Source organism: Tabrizicola soli (assembly GCF_015999335.1).
Lineage (GTDB): Bacteria > Pseudomonadota > Alphaproteobacteria > Rhodobacterales > Rhodobacteraceae > Tabrizicola > Tabrizicola soli.
In genome coordinates, this window is record NZ_JAEACP010000009.1 from 45,863 (window position 1) to 64,163 (window position 18,301).

15 protein-coding genes and 1 tRNA gene are annotated in these 18,301 nt (G+C 67.1%); 3 read left to right on the forward strand and 13 right to left on the reverse strand.

The features are described 5' to 3' along the window. Positions 1 to 37: 37 nt before the first annotated feature. Positions 38 to 1,210: an amidohydrolase family protein gene (locus I7S92_RS09715; RefSeq protein ID WP_197643398.1), complete on the reverse strand. Its 1,173-nt coding sequence runs from the start codon at positions 1,208 to 1,210 to the stop codon at positions 38 to 40. 167 nt (positions 1,211 to 1,377) lie between these two features. Between I7S92_RS09715 and I7S92_RS09720 the strand changes: the two genes are divergently transcribed. After that, the gene (locus I7S92_RS09720; RefSeq protein ID WP_197643400.1) at positions 1,378 to 1,836 is read left to right on the forward strand and encodes a MarR family winged helix-turn-helix transcriptional regulator; all 459 of its coding nucleotides are present in this window, start codon (positions 1,378 to 1,380) and stop codon (positions 1,834 to 1,836) included. 30 nt (positions 1,837 to 1,866) lie between these two features. Here the strand turns inward: I7S92_RS09720 and I7S92_RS09725 are convergent, their stop codons facing one another. From I7S92_RS09725 to I7S92_RS09735, 3 genes are all read right to left on the reverse strand, one after another. Next, the gene (locus I7S92_RS09725) at positions 1,867 to 3,423 is read right to left on the reverse strand and encodes a trimethylamine methyltransferase family protein (RefSeq protein WP_197643402.1); all 1,557 of its coding nucleotides are present in this window, start codon (positions 3,421 to 3,423) and stop codon (positions 1,867 to 1,869) included. A 147-nt stretch (positions 3,424 to 3,570) separates the two neighbouring features. Next, positions 3,571 to 3,972: a response regulator gene (locus I7S92_RS09730; RefSeq protein WP_197643404.1), complete on the reverse strand. Its 402-nt coding sequence runs from the start codon at positions 3,970 to 3,972 to the stop codon at positions 3,571 to 3,573. Then, positions 3,972 to 5,477: a sensor histidine kinase gene (locus I7S92_RS09735; protein ID WP_197643406.1), complete on the reverse strand. Its 1,506-nt coding sequence runs from the start codon at positions 5,475 to 5,477 to the stop codon at positions 3,972 to 3,974. Before I7S92_RS09735 ends, I7S92_RS09730 begins: the two co-directional genes overlap by 1 nt. A 166-nt stretch (positions 5,478 to 5,643) precedes the next feature. Between I7S92_RS09735 and I7S92_RS09740 the strand changes: the two genes are divergently transcribed. After that, positions 5,644 to 6,075: a MarR family winged helix-turn-helix transcriptional regulator gene (locus I7S92_RS09740; RefSeq protein WP_197643408.1), complete on the forward strand. Its 432-nt coding sequence runs from the start codon at positions 5,644 to 5,646 to the stop codon at positions 6,073 to 6,075. Positions 6,076 to 6,146: 71 nt separating this feature from the next. Here I7S92_RS09740 and I7S92_RS09745 read toward each other — a convergent pair whose 3' ends face one another. The 9 genes from I7S92_RS09745 to I7S92_RS09785 form a co-directional block, all read right to left on the reverse strand. Beyond that, positions 6,147 to 6,314: a hypothetical protein gene (locus I7S92_RS09745; RefSeq protein WP_197643410.1), complete on the reverse strand. Its 168-nt coding sequence runs from the start codon at positions 6,312 to 6,314 to the stop codon at positions 6,147 to 6,149. Positions 6,315 to 6,343: 29 nt separating this feature from the next. Next, positions 6,344 to 7,426, reverse strand: coding sequence for a tRNA epoxyqueuosine(34) reductase QueG (gene queG, locus I7S92_RS09750; RefSeq protein WP_197643412.1), 1,083 nt, complete (start codon positions 7,424 to 7,426; stop codon positions 6,344 to 6,346). A gap of 48 nt (positions 7,427 to 7,474) precedes the next feature. Further along, positions 7,475 to 8,152 carry an FtsZ-binding protein FzlA gene (gene fzlA, locus I7S92_RS09755; protein WP_197643414.1) on the reverse strand — a complete coding sequence of 226 codons (678 nt, stop codon included), beginning with the start codon at positions 8,150 to 8,152 and terminating at the stop codon, positions 7,475 to 7,477. A gap of 63 nt (positions 8,153 to 8,215) precedes the next feature. Then, positions 8,216 to 8,974: a monofunctional biosynthetic peptidoglycan transglycosylase gene (gene mtgA, locus I7S92_RS09760; RefSeq protein WP_197643416.1), complete on the reverse strand. Its 759-nt coding sequence runs from the start codon at positions 8,972 to 8,974 to the stop codon at positions 8,216 to 8,218. A 51-nt stretch (positions 8,975 to 9,025) separates the two neighbouring features. After that, entirely contained in the window at positions 9,026 to 13,564 is a 4,539-nt protein-coding gene (gene gltB / locus I7S92_RS09765) for a glutamate synthase large subunit (protein ID WP_197643418.1), read from the reverse strand. Between the two features lie 3 nt (positions 13,565 to 13,567). After that, positions 13,568 to 14,278 (reverse strand): hypothetical protein, encoded by a 711-nt coding sequence (locus tag I7S92_RS09770; protein ID WP_197643420.1) that lies wholly within the window; start codon positions 14,276 to 14,278, stop codon positions 13,568 to 13,570. A 121-nt stretch (positions 14,279 to 14,399) separates the two neighbouring features. Beyond that, entirely contained in the window at positions 14,400 to 15,836 is a 1,437-nt protein-coding gene (locus I7S92_RS09775) for an NAD(P)-dependent oxidoreductase (RefSeq protein WP_197643422.1), read from the reverse strand. A 160-nt stretch (positions 15,837 to 15,996) separates the two neighbouring features. Further along, on the reverse strand, positions 15,997 to 16,800 hold the full coding sequence (locus I7S92_RS09780; RefSeq protein WP_197643424.1) for an undecaprenyl-diphosphate phosphatase: 804 nt from the start codon (positions 16,798 to 16,800) through the stop codon (positions 15,997 to 15,999). Positions 16,801 to 16,909: 109 nt separating this feature from the next. Continuing rightward, positions 16,910 to 17,896 carry a complex I NDUFA9 subunit family protein gene (locus tag I7S92_RS09785; protein WP_197643426.1) on the reverse strand — a complete coding sequence of 329 codons (987 nt, stop codon included), beginning with the start codon at positions 17,894 to 17,896 and terminating at the stop codon, positions 16,910 to 16,912. A 157-nt stretch (positions 17,897 to 18,053) separates the two neighbouring features. On the opposite strand from I7S92_RS09785, the gene I7S92_RS09790 reads away from it, so the two are divergent. Further along, a tRNA-Leu gene (locus I7S92_RS09790) sits at positions 18,054 to 18,138 on the forward strand. Positions 18,139 to 18,301 lie beyond the last annotated feature (163 nt).

The following is an 18,301-nucleotide window of genomic DNA, read 5'->3' on the forward strand; positions in this document are numbered from 1 at the left end:
TTATTCATTTCCGCCCGCCTGTCAACGCGCCGCTGTCTCAGCGCCGCGCGACAAGCTCGGGCAGGCGCATCGCGGGCGGGGTGTTGCGGCTGCGCTCGCTGCGCACCACCCCGTCGATGATCGTCATGCCCACACCCGGCAGGTTGCCCAGCTGCACGGATTCAAGGATGTTCCGGCCCGGCGCGTGCTGGGCCTGGTCCATCAGCACGAAATCGGCGGCGAAGCCGGGCTCCAGCAGGCCCGCGTCCAGTTCGCGCTGCCGCGCCGTGTTGCCGGTGGCAAAGCAGAAGGCCACCTCGGCCGGCACGTTGCCCAGGCTGGACAGCATCGCCACCATGCGCAGGATGCCCAGGGGCTGCACGCCGGATCCCGCCGGCCCGTCGGTCCCCAGGATCACCTGGTCCAGCTTGCCCAGCTCGCGCGCGGTGTTGATCGTCAACAGCGCCGCGCGTTCGTTGCCGTTGTGGACGATCTCCAGCCCCTTGGTGCAGTTCTCGCACAGGCAGACGATCTGGTCGTCCGGCAGCGCCGAATGGCCGCCGTTGATATGGCCCACCACATCCGCCCCGGTCTCCAGCACCATGTCGGCGTCGATCAGGCCCGAGCCGGGGATCGACGGCCCGCCGGTGTGGATCGTGCTCTGGATGCCGTATTTGCGCGCCCAGTCCACCATCTGCCGCGCGGTCTTGCCATCCTTGACCGAACCAAGGCCCACCTCGCCCAGAAGCCGCACCCCCGCCGCGGCAAGCTCGCGGAAGTCGTCCTCGACCATGCCATGCTCGATCACCGGCGCGCCGCCATGGACCTTGACTCCCGAGGGGCGGAAATTCTCGTACCAGCGCTGCGCCGCGATCGCCATCGCCTTCAGCCCGACGATGTCCTTCGGCCGCCCCGGCATATGCACCTCGCCGGCCGAGATCATCGTGGTGACGCCGCCGTGCAGCGAGCTGTCGATCCAGTTCAGCTGCTGCTGGCGCGGCGTGTAGTCGCCGACGACCGGGTGGACATGGCTGTCGATCAGGCCGGGAACCAGCGTCGCCCCCTTCGCATCGACCACCGTGGTCGCGCCCTCGGTGTCCAGGTCCTTTTCGCGGCCCCAGGCGGCAATCTTGCCGCCGACGGCCACCACGCAATCGCCCTCGGCAATCGGCGATTCGATCTTGCCCGTCAGCAAAAGACCGATATTCCGGATGACGAGCTTGTCGGGCATGGGAGATACAGACATCTGCATGGTACCTTTCTTGCGGCTCTTTTCATTTGTATGCTAATGGAAGTTCCTGCAAAAGCAAGTTCGGCCTCGGTCGGCCTGCAAGAAAAACGGGATCAAGTGCCGGGCCGGGCTGGCGCCGGAAGAACAGTGGCGAAAGGCCGGATGGAATGACGAAAGCCGATGATCAGGTTGCGGCCGTGGATGACGCGCCCGCGGATCCCTATGTCCTCGATGCGCAGATCGGTTACCTCCTGCGCCTTGCCAACCAGCGCCATGCGCTGATCTTCCAGGAACATGCCATCCTTGACCTGACGCCCACGCAGTTCTCGGCGATGGTCCGGCTTCTGGACGAAGGCGAATGTTCGCAGAACGAGCTGGGGCGGCGGACGGCGATGGACGTGGCCACGATCAAGGGCGTCGTGGACCGGCTGCGCGCCAAGGGGCTGGTCAACCTGAAGCCCGACCCGAAGGACAAGCGCCGGACGACCATCTCGCCGGCCGGACCCGAAGCGGAGCTGCGCGACAGGCTGCACGGGATGGGCCGCACCATCACCGAACAGACCCTCGCCCCCCTGACCCGGAGCGAGCGCGCGACCCTGCTGCGGCTCCTGTCCCGCCTGACCTGACCGGCGCCCGGTCAGGCCAGGCACTCGCGGTCAGATGACCGAGACGGCCCCGGTATAGGCGGCGACGATATGCTCGTCGGCGCGGGCGGTCAGCGCGGCGATCTCGCGCTCCTGCTCCTCGCTCAGAAGCCCCTGCTCCGGCGCCGCGGCGATGGCGGCCAGCGCGGCATCGCGCGCCTCGTCAAAGGCGGTGCGGCGGCCCGATTTCTCGTAATCGTCGCGGCCCTGGCGGCGGAACACCCTGGGCGCAAGCTGGTCGCGGCAGGTGGCGATGGTATGCGCGCTGTCCAGGAAATGCCCGCCGGTGCGGATCTGCATCAGCTCGTCCCAGTTCAGCGCCTCCTTGTCCAGGCTCGGCTTGCGGACAAAGCGGCGCATCATCGCGCCCACCTCGTTGTCCAGCACCGCCTGCACCGGGCTGAAGACGGTGGCGCATTCCAGCTGCCCCACCCCGCCCAGGATATCGGCCCCCGCCAGCGCCACGGTCTGCGTCAGCATCGCGCGCTCGGCCATCGACTGATGGTCCGCGTCCGGCGTGTCCGAGCCCGAGCCGTAGGTATGCGCAACCTGCCCCCAGCCCCGCTTCATCAGCTGGACCGACATGTTGGCCGCCTGCAGCGATTCGACGCAGCTTTGCAGCGCGCTGCCCGTGCGCATGTCCAGCGTGAACATCAGCGGCGTGGCGATGACCGGAATCCCCGGCGACAGGATATGCGCCATCACCGTCATGCCGACGATCTCGGCCGCCGACATGATCGCCATCGACGGCACCGACAGCGGCGCCGTCCCGCCCGAGGACGGCAGGCTGCAGGCATGCAGCGGGATGCCGTATTCCCCCGCCTTGATGATCACATGCGTGTCCATGTACTTGAATTCCAGCGGCGTGAACGAGCAGGTGATGCAGCTGGTGATCGGATTGGCGCGCAACTCCGCCTCGCCCCCGGCCGCGATGGCGGCGATCCGCATCAGGTAATCCACGTTCTCCCACTGGTAGGGCTGCATCCAGATATGCTTCGGCGTGCGCCCGATCAGCCGGCCGTAGCTGTGGATGTCCGAGGTCACCTCCGGCACGCCATGCACGAAGGGATGGGCGATGAACCCCACCTCGTCCAGCGTGTTGGCGACCGCCGCGATCTCCGAGACCGCCGTCAGGTCCATCTTGCGATAGCTGGCGTCGCGCGGATTGACATAGCCATGCGCGCCGGTGCCGGTGCGCATGATGAACCCGCCATCGGCGCGCGGCAGGTCCATGTCGAACCGCGCCTCCTTGCCCCCCAGCCGCACCGCCTTGGGCGTGGCGGCCATCGCCTCGCGGATCAGCTCGCGCGGCATCCGGATGCGGTTCGCGTCGCTGCCGGGCTTCGCGCCCGCCGCAAGGAAGCGCTTGTAGGCCTCGGGGTGCAGGATCGCCACGCCGTAATCGGCCAGCACATCCTCGACCCGCTCCCTCATCCAGGCCACCTCGTCGTCCGAGAGAAAACCGAAGGTCGCGCGCTGGAAGCCCGGGGGTTCCTGCCGGAAGGCGTTCGCCGGATGGCTGACCCGGACCGTCCGGGCGCGTTTGGGGGTGTTCCTGCTGGCTTCCATGACTGCCTCCCTGCAAAAAGGATTGCCCATGGCACACACCGATTAGGCTGACTGCCTGCCGACTTCAGCTCGCAATAACGCTAGCATACGAATGAGTTTCGTCAACAGGATCTTTTGCCCGGCCCCACCCGCCGGGCCAGGACCGCGTCACCGATCCGCCGCCTCTTCGTCAAGGGGCTTCTGCCGCGCGGCGTCCGAGATCGCCTGCCCCAGCTCCCTTTCAAGGGCCTCCCAGGTATAGGGTTTCGCCACCGTCCTGGCGCCGAACCGCTGGCTTCTTTCCGTCACCCCGTAGCCGGTGGTGAACACGAACGGGATGCCGCGCCGCCCCAGGGTTTCGGCCACCGGATCGCTCCACTGGCCGCTCAGGTTCATGTCCAGGATCGCCGCGTCCATCTCGGCGACCTTCGCCAGCTGCAAGGCCTCGTCCAGCGTCGTCGCCGGGCCGACGACGGTCGCCGAGGCGTCGGCGATCATGTCGCACAGCATGGCCAGGATCAGGAATTCGTCCTCCACAAGCAGGACGCGCCGGTTGGCAAGAATGCTCATCACTGAACCCTTTCGCAGGTGGCCCTGATCTTGCAGACCAGCCCCTCGGGCCGGAAATCGATATGGGCGGAGCCGTTCAGGTCGGCCGCCAGGGCCTGCTCGATCATCAGCGTTCCAAAGCCCCGCCGCTTCGGCGGCTTCACCTTCGGCCCGCCGCTCTCTTGCCAGACGATATCCAGCCCATGCTCCGGAGCAAGGTTCCAGTGCAGCGAAACCGATCCCCGCTCGACGGAAAGCGCCCCGTATTTCAAGGCGTTGGTCTGCAGCTCGTGCAGCGCCAGCGCGATCGCCAGCGCCTGCTTCGGCGCCAGAAGCAGCGCCGGCCCCTCCATCTGCACGTTTCGCCGGTTGGCCGGATCGCGGGTCAGCACTTCCCGCACCAGCTCCGGCATCGGCGTGCTTTCCCAGTTGTCCCTGGACAGGATGTCATGCGCCGCCGCCAGAACCCCCAGGCGGCCGATGAAGGTCGCCACCGACGGGATCGATCTCTCGGACCTGAAGGTCTGGTGCGCGATCGCCTGCACCACCGCCAGCGTGTTCTTCACCCGGTGGTTCAGCTCGGCCAGCATCAGCTCGCGCTGGCGGGCGATGCCGTCCTGCTCGGTGATGTCGACATTGACGCCGATCATGCCCAGAAAGCGCCCGTCGCAGGCATGCCTCGGCCGCGCCTCCGTCTGCAGCACCCGCCACTCGCCCGAGGTGCTTGCATACCGTCCCCGCAGCAGCACGGCCTCGTTCGACGCCATTGCCTGCCCCATCCGGGCCAGCACGTTCCCGACATCCTCGGGGTGGATCGTCGTGCTCCAGTCGAAGACGCCGATCCGCTCCTCCTCCACCCCCCAGAAGTCGCGCGCCGCCTTGTTGAGATGTTCGCAATGCCCCTCCGCATTGCTCATCCAGATCATGATCGGGGCCTGGTCGGTCATGTGCCGGAAATGCGCCTCGGACATCCGCAGTTCGGCGAGGGCGGCCTCGCGCGCCGCTTCGGCCCGCGCGCGCCCGATGCTGAAGCCCAGATGCCGGGCGATGGTGACGGCCAGCGCCTGCGCGTGCTCGTCGAACCGGCGCCGGGTGCCGTGATAGGTCATGAACTTCCCGATGACCCGGCCTTCCAGCGTCAGGGGCACGAAGCCCAGGCTGACGATGCCTTCGGCCCGGATCGCCTGCTTGATCCAGTCGGCTTCCCCGGTCTGGCCGATATCCTCGACGAAGATCGGCGGCGGATCCGCCTCTCCCGGCCGCCAGGGCGAATGGCCGGCAAGCTGCGCGCGATATCGCTCCGACAGGCCGCGCCATGCGACGAACTGCATCCTGCCGGCGGCGTCGAACAGCAGGATCGACGCCCTGTCGCATCCCAGCGTCTTGGTGATGACGTCCAGCGCCGAGGCATAGACATCTTCCATCGAATGGGCGTGGTAGATCGCGTCGGTGAATTCGTAGAGGGCGCGAAACTCCTCGCCACTTCGAATCGACCATGGCCTGGCTGAGTCATCTGGTGTGGCCATCGCATCCCCCGAGCCCCGCAAAACTTCGGCTTGCCGGCAATCGGCGAACAACGCCCCGGCGCGCGCATGGGTTCCCAACCGGCCGGGGTCGGCTGCGCGGTCCGATCTGCCACCCGGCCAGAGAAAGACGCTTGCGCTTCCATCGCCCGCGATGTATGGCAGGTGCATGACCCTCGCACCCTCGGACATGCTCTGCTTCGCGCTGCATTCCACCGCCCATGCGGTCCATGCCGCCTATGCGCCGCTCCTGCAGCCGCTGGGGCTGACCTATCCGCAATATCTGGTGCTCTCCGCCCTCGCGGCCCGCGACGGGCAAAGCGTGTCCGAGATCGGCGCCGACCTGCGGCTGGAATCGAACACCCTGACCCCGCTGCTCAAGCGGATGGAAAGCGCGGGCTGGGTGACGCGGCGGCGCGACAGCCGGGATGAACGCCAGGTCCGCGTCTCGCTGACCGAGGACGGGCACAACCTCGCCGACCGGACCGCCGGCATCCCGCGCGCCTTCGCCGAACGGACCGGACTCACGCTGGATCAGGTGATCGACCTGCGCGACGTCCTGGCCGTGCTGCGCGACCGGCTGAAGCCGGCAAAGCCTTGACAATCGGTAAACGGCGACAGCCAACCCGTTGATATTGCGGGGACTTGGCCCATGCCCGCGCGTGGCCAGACTCAGGCCGTCTTCCCCCGCTCGATCCGCAGGAACTGCACCAGCCGCCCCCCGGCCGAGCCCGGACGCGCCACCTTCCAGGTCTCCCTCGGCGTCCTTGCCAGCCGCAGGAAATGCTTCACCCTGCCGCCCTTGCTGGATTTCCGATGATCCGCCAGATGCCGTGCCATGGTCCGCTCTCCTCCAGATTGCCGCCAGCCTAGCACGATTCGCCCGGCGTCCCCACCCCGCTGTCCTGCACCTGCGAAAGCCTGCCCAGCGCCCAGGCCGCCGCCTCGGCCACCACCGGGTCCTCGTCGGAAAGCCGCGCCCGCGCCACCGGGACCAGCGCCGCCAGACCCGAATTTCCCACCGCATACAGCACGTTGCGCACGAACCGCCCCCGCCCGATCCGCTTGACCGGAGAGCCCGAGAACCGCTCGCGAAACCCCGCATCGTCCAGCGCGGCCAGCTCCGCCAGCTCCGGCAGGCCGACCCGTGGCTGATACCCCATCTCCTTCGCCGCGACGGCGAACTTGTTCCAGGGGCAGACCGCCAGGCAATCGTCGCAACCATAGATCCGGTTGCCCATCAGCCCGCGCAGCTCGAGGTCCACCGGACCCTTGTGCTCGATCGTCAGATAGGAAATGCAGCGCCGCGCATCCAGCTGCCAGGGCGCGGGAAAGGCGCGGGTCGGGCACGCGTCCAGGCAGGCGGTGCAGCGCCCGCAATGGCCGACCTCGGGCGCGTCCGGGGCGAATTCCAGCGTGGTGAAGATCGCCCCCAGGAAGACCCAGCTGCCCAGGTCGCGGCCCAACAGGTTGGTGTGCTTGCCCTGCCAGCCCAGCCCCGCCGCCTGCGCCAGCGGCTTCTCCATCACCGGGGCCGTGTCGGTGAAGACCTTGATCTCGCAGTCCAGCGCAGATCGGGCGGCCCGCTCGATTATCCAGCGCCCCAGCCGCTTCAGCCGCCGCTTCAAGAGGTCGTGGTAGTCCTTCCCCTGCGCATAGACCGAGACCACCCCCCGGTCCTTCTGCGCCAGCCCCGCCATCGGATCGGCCTCCGGCGTATAGGCCTCGGCCAGCATGATCACCGTCCGCGCCTCCGGCCACAGCGCCGCGGCCGCGCCGCGCCAGGCCTCGCGCTCCTCCATCCAGCCCATCTGCCCGTGCCGCCCCGCCGCGAGATAGGCCCGCAGCCGCCCCGCCGCCTCGGGCACCGCATCCGGCCGGCAGAACCCGGCCTTCACGAACCCCTCCTCCAGGGCCCGCGCCACCAGCTCGTCTTTCGAAAGCCCTTTCATCTTTGCCCAAATATCCCGGGGTCCGGGGCAGCGCCCCGGGGGCCGGGATCAGAAATCCAGGTCGGCATAATGCGGCGCCGGCGGAAAGCCCGAGATCTGGTCGGCCAGAAGCGGCCGGAACGACGGCCGCGACTTGATCTTCGCATACCAGTCCTTCAGCACCGCGTGCCGGTTCCAGTCCACGTCGCTGATATAGTCCAGACAGCTCAGATGCGCGGCGGCGGTGAAGTCGGCCAAAGTCATCACGTCGCCGGCCAGCCAGCGGCGCTGGTCCAGAAGCCAGGCCATGTAGTCGAGGTGATACTTGATCCGGGTCGACCCCAGCTTGACGTTCTTCGAATCCGGATAGCCCTGGCCCGTGACCTTCTTGTTCACCCGCTCGTACAGCAGCTTCGAGGTCACCTCGTTGTGGAACTTGTCGTCGAACCAGGCGCAAAGCCGCCGCACCTCATAGCGCCCCTCCGCCCCCCTCGGCATCAGCGGCGGCTCGGGCGTCTGCTCCTCGATATATTCGCAGATCGCCTGGCTTTCGCTCATCACCCGGTTGCCCATCTTCAGGATCGGCACCTTCCCCGCCGGGTTGCGGCGCAGGAAGTCGGGCGAGGGTTCCCAGTAGCGTTCCTCGACCAGCTCGACCTCGATCTTCTTCTCGGCCAGCGTCAGCCGCACCTTGCGGCAGAAGGGCGAAAGCGGAACGTGATACAGGCGGTTGGTGGGGCGGTTCATCGGGGCCTCCGGTCTTGCAACTCATTGCCGCGCGGGGGCCGGGAATTCAATAGCCGGCGGGCCTCAACCCTCGAAACAGGCGGAACGGCCGTCCGCCGCGATCGTCTCGGCGCCCGAGATGATGGCGCGGGTGCGGCTGCGGACGAAACTGGTCGGCTCGCTGGCGCTGCGGCCCTTGGGATCGGGCAGGACGGCGGCCAGCCGCGCCGCCTGCAGCGCGCTCAGGTCCTTCGCATCCACGCCGAAATAATGCTGCGCCGCCGCCTGGACGCCGAACACGCCCTCGTCGAATTCGACGACGTTCAGATAGACCTCCAGGATCCGCTGCTTGGACCAGACCAGCTCCACCGCCGGGGTCAGCACCGCCTCCATCGCCTTGCGCAGCCAGCTCCGGCCGTGCCAGAGGAACACGTTCTTCGCCACCTGCTGCGTGATCGTGCTGGCGCCCCGGGTGCTGCCGTCCTCGATCGCCCGGCGGATGGCCGTCATGTCAAAGCCCCAGTGGCCGCAGAAGTTCGCATCCTCCGCCGCCACGGCCGAGCGGCCCATGACGGGCGCGATTTCCTCGTAGGCGACCCAATCCTTGTCGATCCCGCCCAGCCGCCAGATCTCGCCCAGCTGGTACAGGTTCACCGGCGGCGGGACGAAGCTGAACAGCAGGATCAGCAGCGCATAGAACGCCGCCACCCCGCCGAAACCGCGCAGCAGCCAGGTCGCCGCCACCCGCCCGAGGCGCGGCTTCGGCGGCGGCGGGGCCGCCTCGGCCTTCGGCTTGCGCCTGCGCGGCGAAGCGGCGGGTTTCTCTGCGCCCTTTTCGGTCATGCCGCCGGTTAGACGCAAGGAAGCCCCCAGCGTCAAGAGCGGTCGCCCCCGCTATTCCGCCGGAACCTTCGCAACCTCGTCCGACAGGGGATGCGGCAGCCGTTCCACCATCTCCTTCGGGCAGACCTGCACGAAGTTCCGCCGCTCCGCCTCCCAGTCGGACAGGATGCGCCCGGCGACACGGCTGCCGGTCTCGTCCAGATGGCGCTGGATCAGGCCCTTCAGCTGCATCTCCCAATGCGGGTGGCCGACGGCGCAAGTCAGGATCGATTCGAGGTTCATGAAATCCTCGGCCACGCCCTCCGGATCATGGACATAGGCCATCCCGCCCGTCATCCCCGCGCCGAAGTTCGCCCCGATCCGGCCCAGGATCACCGCGACCCCGCCCGTCATGTATTCGCAGCCGTTCGAGCCGCAGCCCTCGACGACCACCGAAGCGCCCGAGTTCCGCACCCCGAACCGCTCCCCGGCGCGGCCGGAGGCGAACAGGAAGCCGTCCGTCGCGCCGTACAGCACGGTATTGCCGATGATCGTATTCGCCTCGGCCTTCAGCGGCGATTCCATCAGCGGCCGCACGGTGATCATGCCGCCCGAGAGGCCCTTGCCGACATAGTCGTTGGCATCGCCCTGCACCTCCAGCTTCAGCCCGCGCACCGCGAAGGCGCCCAGCGACTGCCCGCACGAGCCCGCGAGTTTCACCGTCAGGTGGTCGGGCTGCAAGGCGTTGCGCATCCCGAACTTCTTCACGATATGGCTCGAGGCCCGCGTCCCGATGGTCCGCAGCGTGTTCCGCACGGCATAGGACAGCTGCATCTTCTCGCCATCCTCGAAGAAGCGGTGCCCGTCCTTGATGATCTCGGCGTCCAGCGTGTCCGGCACCGCATTGCGCGGCTTCGTCCGGTCATAGGTGATCGAGCGCGAGCCATCGACCGCGATCAGCAGCGGGTTCAGGTCGAGGTCGTCCAGGTTCGCCGCCCCGCGGCTGACCTGGGTCAGCAGGTCCGCCCGGCCGATGATCTCGTCCAGCGACCGCGCGCCGATCTGGGCGAGGATTTCCCGCACTTCCTGCGCGTAGAAGGTGATCAGGTTCACCACCTTGTCGGCGCTGCCGGAGAACTTGGCCCGCAGCTTCTCGTCCTGGGTGCAGACGCCCACCGGGCAGGTGTTCGACTGGCACTGCCGCACCATGATGCAGCCCATCGCGATCAGCGCGGCGGTGCCGATGCCGTATTCCTCGGCCCCCATCATCGCCGCCATCACGATATCCCGGCCCGTCCGCAGGCCGCCGTCGGTGCGCAAGGTCACCCGCTCGCGCAGGTTGTTCATCGCCAGCACCTGATGCGCTTCGGTCAGGCCCATCTCCCATGGCAGCCCGGCATATTTGATGCTGGTTCCGGGACTGGCCCCCGTCCCGCCGTTGTGGCCCGAGATCAGGATCACATCCGCCTTCGCCTTCGCCACCCCCGCCGCGATGGTGCCCACGCCGCTGGAGGACACCAGCTTCACCGTAACCTTGGCGCGCGGGTTGATCTGCTTCAGGTCGTAGATCAGCTGCGCCAGATCCTCGATGGAATAGATGTCGTGGTGCGGCGGCGGGCTGATCAGCGTCACCCCCGGCGTCGAATGGCGCAGCCGCGCGATCAGCGCCGTGACCTTCATCCCCGGCAACTGCCCGCCCTCACCCGGCTTGGCGCCCTGAGCGACCTTGATTTCCAGCTCCTCGCAGGCGTTCAGGTATTCCGCCGTCACGCCGAACCGCCCGCTTGCCACCTGCTTGATCTTCGCCGAGGGGTTGTCCCCGTTCGGCTCCGGCAGGAAATGCGCCGGGTCCTCGCCGCCCTCGCCGCTGTCCGACTTCGCCCCGATCCGGTTCATCGCCACGTTCAGCGTTTTGTGCGCCTCGGGCGACAGCGCGCCCAGCGACATGCCCGGCGTCACGAACCGCTTGCGGATCGAGGTGATGCTTTCGACCTCCTCGATGGGAACGGGTTTCCCCAGCGCCTTGATGTCCAGAAGGTCGCGCAGGTGGATCGGCGGATTGGCCCGCATCGCCGCACTGAACTGCTTCCAGATGTCATAGGACGCCCGCTCGCAGGCCGATTGCAGCATGTGCATCGTCTGCGCTTCCCAGGCGTGCTTCTCGCCCGACCGCCGCGCCTTGTAGAAGCCGCCGATGGGCAGCACATCCGCCCCGCCCAGCCAGCCGCGCTTGTGCACTTCCTCCAGCTTCTGCTCCACGCCCGTCAGGCCGATGCCCGAGATGCGCGACTGCATCCCCGGGAAATACTCCGCCACCATCGCGCGGCTCAGCCCCACCGCCTCGAAGTTCAACCCGCCGCGATAGGAGGAGATCACCGAGATCCCCATCTTCGACATGATCTTCAGAAGCCCCGCGTCGATGGCATCGCGATAGTGCCGCATTGCATCGGTCAGCGTGCCCTCGATCAGCCCCTTTTCGATCCGGTCCGCGATGGAATCCTGCGCCAGATAGGGGTTCACCGTCGTCGCCCCGCAGCCGATCAGCACCGCGAAGTAATGCGGGTCGATGCATTCCGCCGCACGCACGTTCACCGAACAGAAGGTCCGGAGGCCCTTGCGCGTCAGCCAGCTGTGCACCGCCGAAGTGGCCAGGATCATCGGCATCCCCACCTTCTCCGGCCCCTGATGCTCATCCGTCAGCACCAGCTGCCCCGCGCCCGAACGCACCGCATCCTCGGCCTCGGCCCGGATCCGCTCCAGCCCCAGCCGCAGGTCGTCCAGCCCCTCGCCCACCGGGAAGGTGCAGTCGATGAAGGCCACCTGGTCGCCGAAACGCTCCACCATCACCTCGAACTCGCGGTTGGCGATGAAGGGGCTTTCCAGCACCAGAATCTCGGTCTGGCTGTTGTTCTCGTCCAGCACGTTGCGCAGGTTGCCGAACCGCGTCTTCAAGGACATCACGCGCCCCTCGCGAAGCGAGTCGATGGGCGGGTTCGTCACCTGGCTGAAATTCTGCCGGAAGTAATGGCTCAGCGGCCGGTAGACCGAAGACAGCACCGCCGGCGGCGTGTCGTCGCCCATCGAGGCGACCATTTCCTTGCCGTCCTCGGCCATCGGCGCCAGCACCTGCTCCAGCTCCTCGACGGTGAACCCCGCCGCGATCTGCCGCTTGCGCAGGTCGGCGCCGCTATGGGTCCGCGTCTCGGGGATGTCGCGGAGCAGGCTGTTCAGGTCGACGATCTTTCCCACCCACTCGCCATAGGGCTGGCTCGCGGCAAGCCGGTCCTTCATCTCGGTGTCGCGGTAAAGCTTGCCCTCGGCCATGTCGACCGCGATCATCTGCCCCGGCCCGAGGGCCCCCTTCTCGCGCACCGTCGCCTCGTCCACCGGCACCATCCCGGCCTCGGAGCCCGCGATCAGCATGCCGTCGCCCGTCACCACAAAGCGCATCGGCCGCAGCCCGTTCCGGTCCAGCCCGCCGCAGACCCAGCGCCCGTCCGTCATCGCCAGCGCCGCCGGACCATCCCAGGGCTCGATGACCGAGTTGCAGTAGGAATACATGTCCGCCCAGGCCTTGGGCATGTTCACCGTCTGCTTCGACCAGGCCTCGGGCACCAGCATCGTCTTGGCCATCGGCGCCGAGCGGCCCGAGCGCACCAGCACCTCGAACACCGCATCCAGCGCGCCACTGTCGCTGGTCCCGCCCGGAATGATCGGCTTGATATCCTCGGCCGCCGCCCCGAAGGCCTCCGACGACATGCGGATCTCGTGGCTCTTCATCCAGTTGACGTTGCCCTTCAGCGTGTTGATCTCGCCGTTGTGGGCCAGCATCCGGAACGGCTGCGCCAGCCACCATTGCGGGAAGGTGTTGGTCGAATACCTCTGGTGATAGATCGCGAAGGCGGACTCGAACCGCTCGTCCGTCAGGTCGGGATAGAAGGTCGCCACCTGCTCGGCCAGCATCATCCCCTTGTAGATGATCGACCGGCAGGACAGCGAACACAGATACATCCCCTGGATGCCCGCCGCCGTCGCCGCCTTCTCGATCCGGCGGCGGATGATGTAGAGCTCGCGCTCGAACTGCTCCTGGTCGATGGATTTCTCGCAGCGGATCAGGATCTGCTCGATCTCGGGCCGGGTCGCATTGGCCTTGTCGCCCAGGACCGAGGTGTCCACCGGCACATGCCGCCAGCCATAGATGTAATGCCCCATCCGCAGCACTTCGGTCTCGACGATGGTCCGGCACCGCTCCTGCGCGCCGAAATCGGTCCGCGGCAGGAAGACCTGGCCCACGGCGATCAGCTTCTGCGCGTCCGGCTCATGCCCCGTCCGCCGCACCTGATCGTAGAAGAACTTGACCGGGATCTGCACATGGATCCCCGCCCCGTCGCCGGTCTTGCCGTCCGCGTCCACCGCGCCCCGGTGCCAGACCGCCTTCAGCGCGTTGATGCCGTTCTCCACCACCTTGCGGCTGGGCTTGCCGCTGATCGACACCACCAGCCCCACCCCGCAGGAGGAATGTTCGTCCTCGGCCTTGTAAAGCCCGTTGGCATCCAGCCAGGCGCGCTTTTCTTCCTCGGCCTTTACCCAGGCGGCATCATATTTGGTCATGGCTCACTCCTTCAGGCTGGCGGGAAGAATGTCGGCAAGGGGGCGCGCGGCCTCGGCCGTCAGCGCGTCGCAGTCATAGATCGGCTGGGTGGCAAGAAAGCCCTTGTCGCCGGGAAAGACGAAATCGACCGGGCTGCCGTCGATCGGCAGCCACTGGCCGTCGCCCAGATCGGTCTCGCCCGGCCCGGCGAAGAACAGCCGCCAGTCCGGGTGCAGGTATTCGTTGCCGCGCGAGCGGCGCAGGACGCTGCCCGCGCCGTCGTATTCGGTGAACTCCACCTCGGTCTGGCTTAGGGTCACGCCGTCGATCACCACGCTCTGCCCGGTCAGCCGGTCATAGCCCGTCGCCCGGCTGCCCTGCCCGTCGTCGCGGCTCAGCGTGAAGTCCCAGGTGTCGATCCCCTCGGCCAGAAGCTCCGAGAAGCTGGCGGCATCCGTCGCGCCGGGGTCCAAAGTCTGGCGCACCGGATCGAAGCTTTCGACCCATTGCCCCTCGCGGTCGATGCGCGAGAAGAAGAACGCCCCCTCCTGATCCATGTCCACCCGCCACTGGTCGCCGGGGGCATCCGCGCCGCATTTGTAATAATGCGAGACGCGGCAGGATTTCGACTGCACAGTCAGGAAGGCATCGCAGCCCGAAGGCGCGGTCCAGGTCCCGGCCAAGGCAGGGGCGGCGGGGGCGGTCAGGCAGGCAAGGATCAGAAACTTCCGCATCTTCGGTTCACCCTGAATCAGGTCATGGGTCCTGACGTTTCACTCTTTCGGGCCGGCCTGTCGCGCCAGACGCTTGCCGGACCGATGCCAGACATCTGCCAGACGCTTCACCAACCGTTCACTATTCCGCCGCGACGGCCTCGGTCTGGGCCAGATAGGACAGGATCGCCTCGGCCGCCTCGCGCCCGTCGCGGATCGCCCAGACCACCAGAGAGGCCCCTCGGACGATGTCGCCGGCGGCATAGACGCCCGCCAGGCTGGTCGCATGGCTGCGGAAATCGGCCTTGATCGTGCCCCAGCGGGTGACGGCCAGTTCCGGCACGCCCCAGAGGCCCGGCAGGTCCTCGGGCTCGAAGCCAAGGGCCTGGATCACCAGCTCGGCGGGTTCGACATAATCCGCGCCCTCGATCACTTCCGGCGCCTGGCGGCCGGTCGCATCCGGCGCGCCAAGGCGCATCTTCTGCACCATCACGCCCTCGACCTCGATCCCGCCCGTGAACGCCTTCGGAGCGGAAAGCCACAGGAATTCAACGCCTTCCTCCTCGGCGTTCTGCACCTCGCGCTGGCTGCCCGGCATGTTCGCCCGGTCGCGGCGATACAGGCACTTCACCGAAAGCGCGCCCTGCCGGATCGCCGTGCGCACGCAGTCCATCGCCGTATCGCCGCCGCCGATCACCACCACGCGCTTGCCCAACGCGTTCAGCTCGCCGCTGTCGAATTCGGGCACGTCATCGCCAAAACCCCTGCGGTTCGAGGCGGTCAGGTAATCCAGCGCCTTCACCACGCCGCGCGCGCCGATGCCGGGGGCTTCCATGTCCCGCGCCTTGTAGACGCCGGTGGCGATCAGCACCGCGTCATGCTGGCCGCGAATTGCATCGAAGGCGATATCCTCGCCCACGTTGCAGTTCAGCACGAATTCGACGCCAGCCTGTTCCAGCTGCGCATTTCGGCGTTCGACCACCTCCTTCTCCAGCTTGAAGCCGGGGATGCCATAGGTCATCAACCCGCCCGCGCGGTCGTGGCGGTCATAGACCGTGACCTGCACCCCCTGCCGCCGCAGCATGTCCGCCGCCGCAAGGCCCCCCGGCCCCGCGCCGATGATGCCGACGCTTTCCGGGCGTTCGGCATGGGGACGGATCGGCTTCACCCAGCCCTCCTCCCAGGCGGTGTCGGTCAGGTATTTCTCGACGCTGCCGATGGTGACAGTGCCGTGGCCGGATTGCTCGATCACGCAATTGCCTTCGCAGAGGCGGTCCTGCGGGCAGATCCGGCCGCAGATCTCGGGGAAGGTGTTGGTGGCCTGGCTGAGTTCATAGGCCTCCTGCAGGCGACCCTCGGCGGTCAGCTTCAGCCAGTCGGGGATGTTGTTGTGCAGCGGGCAATGCGACTGGCAATAGGGCACGCCGCACTGGCTGCAGCGGCTGGCCTGCTCGGCGGCCTTGCGGTCGGCGAACTCGCGATAAATCTCGTGGAAATCCTGAGAGCGTAGGGATGCCTCGCGCTTCTCGGGCATCTCGCGCCCGAGGGTGACGAATTTCAGCATCTTCTGCGTGGCCACGGCTGCGCCTCCCAACGATCCTCACGGGTTTCGATGGGTACAGCGGATCATTTCGTAATAAAAGTCAGTATGGTTTACCTAATTGCAGGTTTTTTCGCAGTTAGGGCAGAAAAGGTGACCATTAACTCTAAAAATAGGTCAGCATAATTTCCATATATCCCTAAAATCCTAGCCAAAGGGCCAGCAAAGCCGCTGTTCCGACGATGATTCGCCACCAGCCGAACAGGGCATAACCCCTGCGGCTGATGAAATTCAGCACCCACCGGACCACGAGGATCGCGGTCACGAAGGCCACGGCAAAGCCGATGGCGATCTCCCAGACCGCGCCGAAATCCAGCACCTCGCGGTTCTTGAACAGGTCATAGGCCACCGCCGCGCCCATGGTCGGCAGCGAGAGCAGGAAGGAAAACTCCGCCGCCGCCCGTTTCTCCACGCCCATCAGCAGCGCCCCCACGATGGTCGCACCCGAGCGCGAGACGCCCGGCACCATGGCAAGGCACTGGCAGACGCCGATGGCCAGCGACTTGCCGAAGGGCAGCGCCAGCGCGTCACGATGAACGGGCGTGGGCGCGATCCGGTCGATCACCAGCAGTACCACGCCGCCCAGAATCAGCATGACGGTGATCAGGGCCGGGGTTTCGAACAGGACCTCCTTGATGAAGTCATGCGCCAGCACGCCCACCACCACGGCCGGAAGGAAGGCCAGGAGGACCGAGACGATCGACCGCCGCGCCGCGTCGTCATGTCGCGCGCGCAGGAACAGACGCAGCACCAGCGCGGCATAGACCGAGGTCAGGGCCAGGATCGCGCCCAGCTGGATCACCACCTCGAAGGTCTTGCCCTTCGATTCGAAGCCCAGGAAATGCCCCGCCAGCAAGAGGTGCCCGGTCGAGGACACCGGCAGGAATTCGGTCAGCCCTTCGAGAAGGCCCAGAAAGGCGGCGATAAGCGTCTGGTTTTCCATGTCCTGCCCCACCGGCTCTCAGGCCGGGATCTGCCGCCGATGACAAGGATCACGCGGCAGTCGGCGGGCAGCGCGTCAGGGGTCCTGCGCGCCGGCAGGACCGGATGCATCAGGCTTTCTTCAGGTTCTTGGCCGAAGCCTTGATCGCCGCATATTGCCCCGAACGCCGGAAGCGCCAGAGATATTCCGGCAGCACGGCCTCCATCGCGACAGGGGCGATCCCCAACTCGGCAAAGCCCTTCGCGCCGGGCGAGACCACGTTGTCGCGCCGCAGGTTCCGCACCTGGTCGACGGTCAGCATCTTGTTCTCGACCAGGCCCAGCGTCACCGCCTGCACCGCGTCGAAGGCAAAACCGATGACGCTGGCGAGGAAGAAGGGGATGTTGACCACCGCCCGACGGCGCTGGATCACCTCGAGCATCCGGTCCATCAGGCCGCGGAACGTGTCGACCTCCGGCCCGCCAAGCTCATAGACGCCGGGAGCGGCCTCGCCCAGCACGCCCTTGACGGCCGCGCGGGCGACGTCATCGACATGGACCGGCTGGAACCGCGTATCCGCGCCGACGACCGGCAGGATCGGACCCACCCGGGTCATTCCGGCGAAACGGTTGAAGAACTGGTCCTCGGTCCCGAATATCACCGAGGGGCGCAGGATCACCGCATTGGGGAAAGCCGCCAGCACGGCCGCCTCGCCCTCGCCCTTGGTGCGGGCATAGGTGCTATCCGACCCCTTGTCGGCCCCGATGGCCGAGACATGGACCAGATCCCCCACCCCTTCCGCCGCGGCGATCCGGGCGATCCGGCCCGCGCCTTCGGTCTGCACCGCGGCAAAGGTGTTCTTGCCCGAGCGGACCATGACGCCGACGCAGTTCACCACCGCATCAGCGCCGCGCAGCGCCGCGCGGACGCTGGCATCGTCGCGGATGTTGCAGGCGATCGGCTCGACCTGGCCGACGACGCCGTAGGGGCGGACGAACAGGGCCTCGTTCGGCCGCCGCACCGCCACCCGCACCCGCCAGCCCTCTTTCGCCATGCGGCGCGCGATGTAGCGGCCGACAAAGCCCGAACCGCCGAAGATGGTGACAAGCTTGCTCATGTGCGCACCCCTGCGAAAGCGCCGAAAAGACACCGGAACCTTCCGGATCAATACCCCCGGCACCGGGGGCGGGCAAGGCGAAAGCGGCATTGCATTTTTTCCATTCGGGGGCCGTTGACTCTGCCGGAAGGGGCCGCTACATCGCCCTCACGACATCGCCCAGATGGCGGAATTGGTAGACGCGCTGGTTTCAGGTACCAGTGCCGCAAGGCGTGGAGGTTCGAGTCCTCTTCTGGGCACCACTACCCCAAGGCCGCGTTCCCGCAAGGGGCGCGGCCTTCGGTTTTCCGGGCCTATACAGCACCGCCGCTTTCGGATAGGTGCCCCGGACGGTCGAGATTCCACGACTGTGGGCGAGGAGGCCCACACCAGGGGGACAGGGGCCGTTTGGCTTATTCGGGCGCT